This window comes from Brevibacillus sp. 7WMA2 (assembly GCF_010748895.1).
In the GTDB taxonomy this organism is placed as follows: Bacteria; Bacillota; Bacilli; order Brevibacillales; family Brevibacillaceae; genus Brevibacillus_B; species Brevibacillus_B halotolerans.
In genome coordinates, this window is the sequence record NZ_CP048799.1 from 4,336,411 (window position 1) to 4,349,176 (window position 12,766).

The following is a 12,766-nucleotide window of genomic DNA, read 5'->3' on the forward strand; positions in this document are numbered from 1 at the left end:
TAAAATTCAAAAATATATACGTAAACGGAAGAAGGGGACGCGAGTGAAGAGAGCACGTCTAATCTATAATCCGACCTCAGGGCGTGAAGCTGTTCGCCGTCAGTTGCCAGAGATTTTAGAGACGCTGGAAAGGGCCGGATACGAAACTTCTTGTCATGCTACCAAGGGGGAAGGGGACGCTACTAGAGAGGCTGCCCGAGCCGTATCCAGACAGTTTGACCTTGTTATCGCAGCCGGTGGAGACGGTACTATTTATGAAGTAATCAATGGCATGGCGGAAAAGAAAAATAGACCCAAGCTGGGGATTATTCCTGCTGGTACAACCAACGATTTTGCCAGAGCCTTAGGTATACCAAGATCGTTAAAAAAAGCAAGTCAAATCATTGCGGCCGGTCACACGCAAAAAATAGACGTTGGAAAAATGAACGACCGTTATTTCATTAATATAGCTGGCGGTGGAACACTAACCGAACTAACCTACGAAGTGCCAAGCAAGTTAAAAACCGTGGTGGGACAGCTTGCCTACTATTTAAAAGGAATAGAAAAGCTTCCATTTATCACGCCGACACATATTCGCATCGAGACACGTAATCAGGTCATGGTCGATGAGGAAGTTATGCTTTTTCTTATTTCGAATAGCAATTCTGTGGGTGGCTTTGAGAAGATAGCCCCTGCGGCCAGTCTTTCAGATGGAAAGCTCGATTGCATCGTCTTAAAGAAGGCAACATTGCCAGAAATCGTACGTATCGTTACCATGGCAATCAAAGGGGACCACATTAAAGACTCCCATGTATTATATTTTCAAGCGGATTATATCAAAGCAACAACCAGGGACAAACAACAGGTACTTCTAAATCTGGATGGAGAATTGGGTGGAGAATTACCTTGTGAGTGCTACACCCTTGCCAATCATTTTGAGATTTTTGTACCATGACATAGATTTATGCAATATTAAAGGAGCTAGACAGAGTGAGAAAATCAGGAACAGGAAAATCGCAACGCGGCAATAAACAGAGAAAAGAAACGAATCGATCAAAGGAGCAACAGTCTAAGAATTACCCTGTGCAGCTAGAGCAGGTGGTGGACATAGAGATAACCGGTCTGAATCATGAAGCGGAAGGGGTCGGCAGATATAATGGCTACACCCTATTTGTGAAAGGCGCTTTGCCTGGGGAAACCGTCAAGGCAAAGGTCATTCATGCCAAAAAGAACTTTGGTTATGCTCAGTTGCTCGAAATAACGGCTACAAGCCAGCATCGAGCAAAGCCACCCTGTCCGGTCTACGATCGTTGTGGCGGCTGTTCCTTACAGCACTTCGTATATAGTGAGCAACTGCGACACAAGCAGCAGATCGTCATGGATAACCTGCGCCGAATTGGCGGGTTCTCTATCGAGGGTGAGCAGCAGAAGAGCTGGGCTAGAAAAGGAGAAGCAGACACAGACGCTGTGGCTAGTGGACAAAGCTTAGCAACAGTATCTAGTAAAGCGGCAACAGCAGCAGGAATGGCGAATGGTGAAGCTTCGTCTTCTGAAAAAGCCGCCTTTAATTCAGCCGTGGCTACATCACATAACGATGAACCAGCAAAGCCTGTGAAGGTACTTCCTACCCTCGGAATGACAGACCCGTGGCGCTATCGTAACAAGGCACAGGTGCCGATTGGAGAGGAAAACGGTGCGCTAATCGGTGGCTTCTATGCTGAAAAATCGCATGATATTATTGATATCAACGAATGCCTGATCCAGCATCAAGCCAACGATGAAGTGGTAGCCACGGTGAAGCGGATCGCAGAACGACTAGGTATTGAGCCATACAACGAGGTAAAGCACACAGGCTTATTGCGCCATGTCGTAGCAAAAGTAGGTGCCAAAACAGGAGACCTCATGGTAGTGCTTATCACGACAGAGGCGTTTCTGCCAGAAAGAGAACAGCTCATCCAGCTCATCCGTGCGGAATTGCTAGGAGTCAAAAGCATCGTCCAAAACATTAATGAGCGCAGAACCAACGTGATTTTCGGAGACCAAACCTTCACGTTGTGGGGCGATGACGTTATTTACGACTATATTGGACCAATTAAGTTCGCGATCTCGGCCCGCTCCTTTTATCAGGTGAACCCCGAACAGACAGATGTGTTGTACAGCAAAACACTGGAATACGCAGGGCTAGAAGGAAATGAGACCGTAATTGATGCCTATTGCGGTATCGGAACAATCTCGCTGTTCCTAGCTCAGAAGGCCAAGCGCGTGTACGGTGTAGAAATTGTACCAGAGGCCATCGCTGATGCGAAAAAAAATGCGGAACTAAATGATTTGGAAAACGTCAGCTTTGAAGTGGGACCTGCCGAGGTCGTGATTCCTAACTGGCGCAAGCAAGGGATTGTCGCTGACGTGATCGTCGTTGACCCACCGCGCAAAGGCTGCGACGAGGCCTTATTAACAACCATTTTGCAAATGCAACCGAAAAAAGTGGTATATGTGTCCTGTAACCCGTCTACGTTGGCGCGGGATTTGAAGGTGTTAGCGGAGAAGTATGAGGTTGTGGAAGTGCAGCCGGTGGATATGTTTCCGCATACCGGTCACGTGGAGAGTGTGGCTTTGCTTACATTGAAGTAAATGGCGAAAACCCTTGGGATACAAGGGTTTTTTGTTTTGATTATTTGGTAGGATAGGGAGAATGACCACATTTTGACCACAGAAGCTTTACATATATAGTTTTTTTAGCATGTAGATTTGCAGTTAAAAGAATTTTATAAGTTGGGCATCTATTACCCATGTCCCATCTTTTAACATAGGAGCACTAGTTGCTAACATCTCCGAGAAAATCTTTCCTGAAGGTTCTATCATACGAAATTTTTCACCTTTAATAATTTCATATGTTTCAACTTCAGTCCATTACTTTAACTATATTCATTGGTTACACTAGACCCCTAAAGTAGAAATGGATGAAGCGCGAGTGATAAATCCAATGAATATTTTAGGGGGTTTTTAGATGGAAAGTCGAAGGTATAATATGATTTTAATATAAAAAAATTAATGCTTGAAATGATGGGAGTCAGATAACAAAAAAATAACGCCTTTATAACACAGGCGTCAAATGATTATTCATCGGTAGGGAATTTCTCTTTAGGATGAAGGGGATTTTGTAAACTGACCTATTATCTTAAAAATTGATAACCCAATTGCTCCACCTAATACGTTTAATATGATGTCATCCACATCAAAAAAACCTATTCGCAGTAACAACTGTAATAATTCTGAAGCCAAGCTTACGAAAAAGACCAATGTAATTACAGGAAGAAAAATTCTTACTTTATTAAATATTAAGGGTACAAATACCCCAATTGGAACAAATACCAACATTTTTAATAAAATGTTTAAAATTAAAGTTTTAGTATTAAAGTCTGTATAGTTAAAGAAGTAATTTGAAAGTGTAGATAAGGGGACTAAATTAATTTCTAAGTATTCTCGATGAAACAGATGCTGTTTACTTAATATTAGTTGTAAACCTAATACCATATATATTCCTACCAAAATTGAAACAGAAATTATTCTCCATTTTTTAACGTTTCTTTCCACTTGATGACCTCCTTTTTAATTACTATTTTTTCTTAATAATACCAAAAAAAGTTTGATTCACTATTTATAATAATGAATTGTTGGGAAATGACTAAATTTTTAATGAAATAAAGTGAAAATTAATGGGGTACTTACTGTATACACGGAGATGGGGAGGGAAGTTTGATTCAACGTTTAAACAAATCAAGTTAAAGGATGATGAGGATTTTTGACGGATACCTGTAGAAGATGTAGTGAAGGTTGATATGTAATAAAATGAAGAAAGTCATCTCCTTTTAATTTAGGTAACGATTAAACCATTCTAGGTACGTAAAGGGAAGGTGTTGACGAATTGTTGACCAAATTCGTCAACAAGTATTACAAAGTATTAAAAAGTAAACTCAAAAACTCATATTTAATCACAAATAATTACACTATAACAAATAATATTAAATTGACTACGCTTCCCGTATACGGGAAGCGCGGAGAGTGTGGCCCGCTTGATATTTAAGAGCTTTTAAAAGAGTCAATATCTCGTTGGGGACGAATTGGAGGACGAGAATTATTTTTGTCTTCTTTTGTTTAATAAAATTCAATCAAACTTATAGGCTACAGGTTGGTCCTGATGAAAAGCTTTGATATTAGGATGACAAAATATGAAGAAATAATTACTGTCTTTTAGTTATCTCCTAATCTATCATGTTCTTTTTCTTTGTAGATAGTATTTTCTTAGTTCTTCTAGCATGGAAAAGGGAATGACTATAAATAAACGTCCGAACTTGAGGTTCGGACGTTTCAGCGTGTAGAATAGCAAACGCGATAATCTTACTTTGAATGCATATCAGAGAATGCAAGTATTCCATTTTTCATGCCATAACGTCTATTTTTATAATTATCAATGTTCCATGTATCAGCTTTTTTCAATAAAACAAACAGATATTCATCACTAAAATTAGTTTCGGTTTGGATATAAACCTCTGCACGGTTTTTATTCTTTAATTCAACATTTGAATTGATCGGGTTCTCTATTCCATTAAATTTCACCGGAAACCCAAAGCTCTTCCTGCTTTTTCCGCCATAAACCCTCTTTTTATCGGTACAGTATTCATCCCAAATAAAGCTTATCTGCCCCGAGAATTCTTCGTGCCAATCTGTACGTTTTGCGTAATGATATTCAACGCCTGTATATTTTCCTCTAAATTCGATCTCTTCTTGTTCATGTTGTTTATAGATGCGATCTTCAATACTATTCCATTTTGATCCATATTCTTGGACTATGTTAACTAAATGCTTTTTCAACTCTTGTTCATCCATGGGGTAACACCTCTGCAAATTATCTTAGTCTTCCATTTCATCTTCGCCGTATGCTAGTTGAATGTCGATAAACTGAACGATGATTTGGCAAATATCCCCAGACACATCATAGCCCCAATAAACTGGATAAGTACCATCGCCAAACCCGCTTTGAAAGATAGGCAAATGGTATTTTGTATCAGGAATCTGCCAGTTCAACCAATCGCCGCCGTCACGTTGATATTCAGGATTCTGCCGGGCACTCTCTGCAAACAGGGCTGCAAAATAGCCATCGTAAAGGTTTTCCCCCGGATGTTCTGTATGCCATTGTCTGACAAAGTCACAGAAAGCTTGATGCACTTGCTTATCACAAATACAGCCTAGACCAGCATCTACATTGAATCCAAAAAATTCATCCTCACCCAGCTCCAAGAGTTTTTCATGGCCGATAAGAGCTTCCTCGAACCGGACAGCAGGCACATCGTTAAATCGCAACCGAACGGCGGCATAACGTGCGCAGTCACCTTCCTCATCCTGTTTCACCACACAGACTTCAGTGGGATATATTCCAGCAGGTGTCGTCTGGAAGTAGGGCTTCTCGTCAATATCTCCCAAGTAGCACAGCGGATCGCGAACTAGTAGCTGGCCAGATGGAATAGAGCAGGGACCAATATCTATAACCGTAAGCTGCTTGCCTGCAATTTCAGGCAGCGTAAAATAATCACTCAAATCTACAGGGCATTTCAATTTATCACGTTGCTGTTTCCATTGGGACAGCCATTCATTTGTTGGTACCACGACACTTACCTCCTAAAAATATGATTCTCGATTTATTGATATCTTTGAGAAGCGAAACATTTTGCAATGTATTCACCATTTTCTTGGTGGCATTTTGTTTTTCTATTGACGAATAATGTCACATCATAGATTGTCTACTTTGTTTAATTCAAACATTTGGGAAGGTGTTGAGCAAACACTATTTCTTCAGACACGTACATGTTTGGTGTTACTATCTGCTCGATACATGTGGAGTAGGTTTGCTGGTTGGAGAGAAAATAAGAATAAAGAAAACGGCTAAAGTCCTTGTGTAGCAAGAATTTTAGCCGTTTTCAATCCTTCAATCTGATAAATGATTAAACGTAAGGAGAGTGTGACCGATTTACATTACGCTAATCCGATTCATTGCCTTGGTATGCTTTAGGTTTACATCATAATCATGTAATCCTTTTTTATTCTAGCTAGCCTCTGAAAGTAGGAGAGGTACTGTTTTTCCAATCGATACTTCTCTTTTCTAATGATTAATACTAGCTGATGGATTCAATGTAGTTCCTCCAATGGAAACTTTTATTTCATTAGTTAATGGAACATTGTATTCATCAATAATTGTTCTCCACCATTCCCATGCTAGACCTGTGCATTCTTTGGCCAAAATTCTTATATTTTTAGAATTAGGTGGAAGTGGTATTACGGTAGAGAAATGAGCTGTTCTGTTTTTATAGTTTCCATCCCAAGTTTTGTGGGTAAGTACCTCATTTCCATCTTCATCATATGAAAATTCATCCCAGGATACTTCAAATTGAGCAACGTATGCACCATGATGATCAAGAATGATTTTACCTTTAGAATATTCTGTAGAGGTAGTCTCAATATAGTCTGTATTGTTATGAATAGCAGCAATTGAATTATCTTTTAAGAAAACACTGGTATATGAAATAGGGTATGCTGGATTTTTTAGACTAAATTCTGCATTATCTTTAATAATATTTCGTATTTCATCAAAGTCTTTTGTAACAACCTTGTTATGCTCTTTTGAATCTCCCCCTAATACTACAGCAGTAAAGGAGCTATCTTCAAAAATGTCTTTGTACTGTCCGCTAGCTTCTACATTGGTATTCTTGAGTAGGGCTTTAAATGCAGCTTGTACATCTTTGCTCTTAGAGGTTGTTTCTAATTTTACATAAATGGTTCGGCCATAAGCTACATTTGACACCATAACAGGCGGAGCTTCATCACTTACCCCTTTACGGGTTAGTTCCTTAAAAGTAACACTATCATCAAAGAGCTCTGATGGATTGTCTGGTAGTTCTGCATTTACCGTATAAAATATTTGCTTATACGCAGCAATCATCACTTTCTTTTCTCCGCTAGCAATAGCATTAAAGTCAATTCCTAGTGAATTGTTAAGAATTTTAGAGTTAACATTAAGAGCACTTGCTATTTGATTTTTGCTATAAACCATAGATTCTGCGTACTGTAGTCTTGCAGGTAAAGTATTTGATGTTGAATACTTTTCACTCCAAGTAGATACTAATTCATCGATTGCTCCAGACACATTACCATATGTTGGGTTTTCAACAGTTGTTGTATTTTCTCTTTTCATCCCAGGTAAATCTATACTAATATTCAAAGGTTTTCTCTTTGCCATTAACAAAGTAGGTTGATTTGCCACAAAAGAGTCGTTTGCAAGTTGTATTGCGCCTGGATAGGTACGATTCGCCACAGAATCAATAATAGAAATATCCACTGGTGAAGTTGTAAGTGATTTTTTCTCTCGTTTCACCACTATAAATTTACCATTTGATTTAACACCTTCTGTTGGGACATAACTATCTACTTGATCACCATTTACTGCTAAAATATCGTGAACATTATAGTTTAAGTTAGCTATTCCAGTATCAATATCATTAGGCTCGCTTGTTTCACTAGGTACACTAGTATTAGATTTTTCAGCAAAGGAAATAAAAGGATAAGTAAGAATGCATAAACTTGTGCTTAAGCAAATGAGTAATTTTGTTACTTTTAAATGGTTTAGAATTCTCAAGAAACATCAACTCCTTTTGGTAAATCATACCTTCTATTATTAACATTTTGTATAGTTCCATAGAATCAACTTGTTAGTAATATAATGTTAAATTATATAAAAGAAGTGTCAAAATGAAGATTAAAAGCCAAAAGAACCATACTCATGCATGGTATAAATAGTGCTTAAGTTTGATCGTTCTGGGCTAATTAGTGGAGGAATTAACTAGCGGGTTAGCGTGTCTTACTTGTCAATTTTGATTAATCTAGATATGTGGAGAGAGTGGCATACTTGATATATAAGGGTTTTTAAGAGAGTTAATATATCGTTGGGGGCGAATTGGGGATGAAATTTATTTTTGGCCCTTTTTGTTTGATACGATGCTATCAAACTTATCGGCAACGGATTGATCAGCAGATTGCAATGCTGTCTATAAATATTCATTGTGTATTAATATTACCATGTACAACATGTTCCGAAATTAATCTTACATTAACTCCTTGATTAATTAGTAATGTAGTCGACGTATGATAGAGCAAGGTGCACACTGGACTAACACCCGAATTTTGAAATTTGGGTGTTAGTCTAATTATCTTAAACCTATTTACCTCATTGTTTTAATTCCGTATATTCTGACATTCAACAAGAGATACTTTCACAAAATTATTTTATATACTGGTCATGAATATAGTAATTTCCAGTTCCAGTGAAGCGTAATTCTATGTGTCCAGCATAGTTACCAACTACTTTGATATAACTGTAGTTACTGTCTGCCCATGCGTCCTTTGCTGAGGCATCAATATTTGAAACACCCTTGTCTGTTATCTCCCCGACCCATCCTAACTGTCCTGTGGCTGTAGCACTAGGTTTCGCTTGATAATCAATGATCTTGTGAGTCTTTGAATTATAGGTATAATTTTCACTGATATTTATAGCGAACATTCTAATTGTATTAAACAAAGTTACAGCCCATTCACCTTTTGCAGTTACCGATTGAGTATCTTTGCCAGCTGGAGATATTGAGTTTATGCCACTGCTTGCAGGCTCCAGAGAAACGCTAGATGTAACTGCAAAGCCATTTCCTAGATCAATGGTCTGAGACTTATTATCTTGGGAAACCTGCATTTTTGAAAGTGCCTCATTAATTTTTTCCACTGTAGGAATTTGATCTAAGGTTAATTCTTCTTCCCCAAGTTCATGAGCAATTTTATTTACTTCTCCTAATGAAAAGGCTCTTGCACCGTTTACATTCAGACTTTCAGAACTAATTGATTGACTTTTTAAAACTGGATTACTATTTGTGCTTGCCAAGACATTAGTATTCGTGACAAGAGACAATGCGAAGACAGTTGATAAAACAGGCAATATAATTTTCTTCATAAAAAAACATCTCCCTATTTTATATTTGTAATTGAATTACAGAAAAAGGTAAAGGTATAATTATATACAGAATATTGTATGAACAAATTCTATGATGGGAGGTCACTGTCATGAAAAATAAGGTTATTAAAATACTTTTTGTTCCCCTTTATTTTTTACTTATTCTTGGTTTCGGTAATGAAGGAACCCAGTTATTTCGTTGGTTACACGGGGAAAACTATGTTCTAGGAGCTGTGTTGTTTTCATATGCTTTTTGTTTTCTTTTTGGCTGTATTGTGTGGAGTCCTTCGCTTTTGTCTAACTTAGGGAATAAAGGAAGTTGGAAGTTTAAATGTTCAAAAAAGGGGAAAATGTTGCTCATTTTATCATGCATACTCATTATTCTCTCTAGTATCTTATTAGTTACACCATTTGAGTCGCATTTGCTTATTTTATGCGCTTCCCTTTTTGTCTTTCTAAGTGGTGTATTAGTCATCCGGTCATTGCAAAGGAGTCTGTAATAAGCAAAATTTGCAATCTCACTAGCGTTTTTGAGAGTATATGAAGCATTGCTGTAATCTTTCTAAAGGGTGTACCTAGGCATGAATAGCTTATGGGAACATCCTTATTTTTATTTTTGAAAATGGACATCTCATATTTAAGGAAAGCTATTCCCCCTTTCTTAAAAAAAATTGTGATTCTTTTTTGTTATTTTATAAAAGTATCACTCTCCTTTGTGGATATTGGCAATTCATAATCATAGTAACAATAAAAATATTAAATGTAAATATATGTAAAATAATAGTGGAGTTCAGATCCATAACCGCATTTTTATGATCGAGGTGGTCAGCAACCACCTTCACATTCCGACTGACTCATCTACAACATGAGCGTCGTATGTGTATGTCTTGTATCGTGGAACATAGCCAGTTTCATCGTTCTTCTAAAGTAGCCTGTCAGACTTCGTGGATTAACTGGTGGCCTTCTTCTCGTGCAATAACCAGATCATAATCGTCTCTGTAACTTTCGCCAAGAATCAGCCTATGCTTGTATTGTTAAATGCGGTGTTTGGTAAGCTCGCAAACTACTGAATCTGAAATAGAAATCATGCGAATGGATGGGTCTTGGAGTCAGGAATGTAAAATCACCAACAAGCATAGAAATTGATGGATTACCCATAACCCCGGCTGCTCCTATGCAATGTGCTGGGTTTTAACGTCAGACTTGATCCAATATTTTCCCTCATCTATAATCAAATTGTAACATCTTCTATTTCTAGTAATATCTTCTATTTCGATATTTTTGGGGAGGTGTAGTTAGTGGCACGCGTATTGTATGTAACGATTCCAGCAGAAGGTCACGTGAATCCTACATTAGGATTAGTAAAGCAGCTCATCGACAATGGAGAAGAAGTCGTCTATATGTGCTCAGAAGAATATCGGGCTAGGCTTGCCCAGACTGGGGCACAATTTTTGGCCTATCAATTGGACGAACAGATATTTAGAGAGCTTGGTTTTAATCCAACCGAAATTAGACATCCGCTTCAATTCACCGATTTTATGCTGCGAGGCATTATTGAACCACATATTCCGGAAATCTTAAGGCAGGTAGAGAATGATTCTTTTGACTACTTAATTTTTGACTCCTTATTTGGTTGGGGAGGGGAAATTTTAGGGAAAAGGTTAGGTATTCCGACGATTTGCTCCGTTACAAACTTCGCTTTCGCTGGGCCTCTAAGCAAAATTATAGAAGAGATTGATGCAGGAGATTTAGATGTAGAAGCTCTTTATGAAAGACTAACAAATACAGCGCAAAGCATCGCGAGTGCATGCAACGTAGCTGTTCCTGCTATTGAAGATATCACTCGCCAATATGGTCAAATTAAGATTGTATTTACAAGCCGTGATTTCCAACCAGATGCTGATAAGCTTGATGATAGCTATATATTTACTGGCCCCTCCATTACACCGCGTCTTGATGTTCCTTCCTTTCCGCTTGAACGGCTTCGAGCTCAATATGACAAAGTTGTCTACATTTCAATGGGCAGTATCTTGAACAAAGATATCGAATTTTACAAATTTTGCTTTGAAGCCCTTCAAGATATCCCGGCTCAATTTGTGTTAGCGAGCGGTCAAGGCACGGATATGAGTTCGCTAGAGGACAGGATTCCACATAATTTTATCATTGAGCCGTATGTTCCCCAGTTGGAGGTGCTTCAACAAGCGAATGCTTTTATTACACATGCCGGCATGAATAGTGCAAGTGAAGCTCTCTATTATAATGTACCACTTGTGATGATTCCGTTAAGCTCAGATCAGCCACTTGTTGCCAAGCAGGTAGAGGAATTTGGAGCTGGTATTACTTTAGATAAGAGTCAGCTTACCCCTGAAGCTTTGAAGTCCGCATTGTTGCAAGTGTTGAACGAATCTGCTTATAAACAGCATGCCGAGCGGTTAGGTGATTCCTTACGTAATGCTGGCGGGTACAAAGAAGCCGCAAGTCGTATTATGGCTTTGTTTTCTAAAGTATAAGATGTAGCATCACGGCAGTTTTAATAAACGTAACCTGATTACTTCATGGAAAATGGTGTACGAATATGACGCGAATATATAAAGTACAAAAGGCTCTCTATAGAGGGGATTTGAACACTGATATGGGTTTCTAGCGGACAGGGGGCGTTGAACAAGTAATTTAGTTTAAGACAAAAAGAGATGGTTATAATAATAACTTTAATGAACGCCCGAATCTCAAATTCGGGCGTTTTCTTACATAATGTTACTAACTAAATGATTCGATTGCTAATTACTTATCATACTCTTCTTGCACATGGCCAGTAAGTTTTATAGCGTCTCCTTTATCTATTTCGAACGACCCACCTAATGGAATAGAAAATCCTATTTTCACAGAGGAGGTGGAATGAAGATAATGACTATATATGTCATAAACTTCGCCCCTCCATTTCTTACTTCTCGGGGTAACATCTACTTTCATATATCCTCTCATGTCACGAATACGGTTTCCTGTATCAGGAAGATCAAATTTAAAAGCATATCCTCCTGAATCGCGTTGATCTGCACGTTTGCTTTTTTCTTTTTCTGGGACCCAATCATATATTGGATGGCCATATCTATCATATTCTCTAGTAAACTTAAATTCGTCATATTTAAAAACGAAATCTTCTGATCCTTTTACGATAGCGAGGTTCTGACTAGTTCCGATTGCCAAAATATCCTGATGAAAATCACTATAGTCAGGAGTACTTAAAAACTCAAATCGTGCGGATGCTTGGGCTTCTTTATCACCTTTATTTTTAATAAGCCACGTCTCTAGTTTCAAAATATCATTTTTTTCGACATCTGACCCTAGAGCATCTACTTTATTTGGAGCGTTTTTTTCCTCTTTTCGTGTGAGTAAATTAGCCTTCTCTTCTGCTTCTGTTTGTGAAAGTTCTTCTACTTTTGGATTGGAGTGTTTATTATAAGTAATCTCAAAGTATTCTTCTTTTTTAGAGACAATAGGGTCTTCATAGGAAAGATATTTTTTAATAGCTTCATCACTAAGATCATTTATATGTTTGTCTGAAAACTGGAAGGTTTCTTTAAACACTTTCCTTTGATCTTCCGTAATATTTTTGCTATTATTTGCAAATGCGGATGAATTTGGTATAAGAAAAGATAAACCTATTGTTATTGCCAGCAAGAATTTAGCAATATTCATCATAATCCTCCTTAAAGGGATATTTTTTTGTAAAGGGGTTTTTCA

Annotated in this window: 10 protein-coding genes; 4 read left to right on the top strand and 6 right to left on the bottom strand. The window is 38.0% G+C overall.

Annotation, left to right across the window (positions count from 1 at the left end):
• Positions 1-43 precede the first annotated feature (43 nt).
• Entirely contained in the window at positions 44-934 is an 891-nt protein-coding gene (locus GOP56_RS18640) for a diacylglycerol kinase (RefSeq protein WP_003335635.1), read from the top strand.
• A 35-nt stretch (positions 935-969) separates the two neighbouring features.
• The gene (gene rlmD / locus GOP56_RS18645; protein WP_163246255.1) at positions 970-2,610 is read left to right on the top strand and encodes a 23S rRNA (uracil(1939)-C(5))-methyltransferase RlmD; all 1,641 of its coding nucleotides are present in this window, start codon (positions 970-972) and stop codon (positions 2,608-2,610) included.
• A 510-nt stretch (positions 2,611-3,120) separates the two neighbouring features.
• Here the strand turns inward: rlmD and GOP56_RS18650 are convergent.
• The 5 genes from GOP56_RS18650 to GOP56_RS18670 all read right to left on the bottom strand — a co-directional run bounded on the left by GOP56_RS18650 (position 3,121) and on the right by GOP56_RS18670 (position 9,025).
• Positions 3,121-3,573 carry a VanZ family protein gene (locus GOP56_RS18650; protein ID WP_163246256.1) on the bottom strand — a complete coding sequence of 151 codons (453 nt, stop codon included), beginning with the start codon at positions 3,571-3,573 and terminating at the stop codon, positions 3,121-3,123.
• An 804-nt stretch (positions 3,574-4,377) separates the two neighbouring features.
• Positions 4,378-4,866, bottom strand: coding sequence for an NTF2 fold immunity protein (locus GOP56_RS18655; RefSeq protein ID WP_174250687.1), 489 nt, complete (start codon positions 4,864-4,866; stop codon positions 4,378-4,380).
• Positions 4,867-4,890: 24 nt separating this feature from the next.
• Positions 4,891-5,643: a DUF4241 domain-containing protein gene (locus GOP56_RS18660; RefSeq protein WP_163246257.1), complete on the bottom strand. Its 753-nt coding sequence runs from the start codon at positions 5,641-5,643 to the stop codon at positions 4,891-4,893.
• 493 nt (positions 5,644-6,136) lie between these two features.
• Positions 6,137-7,666 (bottom strand): thiol-activated cytolysin family protein, encoded by a 1,530-nt coding sequence (locus GOP56_RS18665; protein ID WP_163246258.1) that lies wholly within the window; start codon positions 7,664-7,666, stop codon positions 6,137-6,139.
• Between the two features lie 642 nt (positions 7,667-8,308).
• The gene (locus tag GOP56_RS18670; RefSeq protein WP_163246259.1) at positions 8,309-9,025 is read right to left on the bottom strand and encodes a hypothetical protein; all 717 of its coding nucleotides are present in this window, start codon (positions 9,023-9,025) and stop codon (positions 8,309-8,311) included.
• A gap of 110 nt (positions 9,026-9,135) precedes the next feature.
• Here GOP56_RS18670 and GOP56_RS18675 point away from each other — a divergent pair, with 110 nt between their 5' ends.
• Together GOP56_RS18675 and GOP56_RS18680 are read left to right on the top strand one after the other, a co-directional pair.
• Positions 9,136-9,525, top strand: coding sequence for a hypothetical protein (locus GOP56_RS18675; protein WP_163246260.1), 390 nt, complete (start codon positions 9,136-9,138; stop codon positions 9,523-9,525).
• Positions 9,526-10,323: 798 nt separating this feature from the next.
• Positions 10,324-11,535, top strand: coding sequence for a macrolide family glycosyltransferase (locus GOP56_RS18680; RefSeq protein ID WP_163246261.1), 1,212 nt, complete (start codon positions 10,324-10,326; stop codon positions 11,533-11,535).
• A 271-nt stretch (positions 11,536-11,806) separates the two neighbouring features.
• On the opposite strand, the gene GOP56_RS18685 is transcribed toward GOP56_RS18680, so the two are convergent.
• Positions 11,807-12,724, bottom strand: a complete 918-nt coding sequence (locus GOP56_RS18685; protein WP_163246262.1) for a hypothetical protein — start codon at positions 12,722-12,724, stop codon at positions 11,807-11,809.
• Positions 12,725-12,766: the final 42 nt, after the last annotated feature.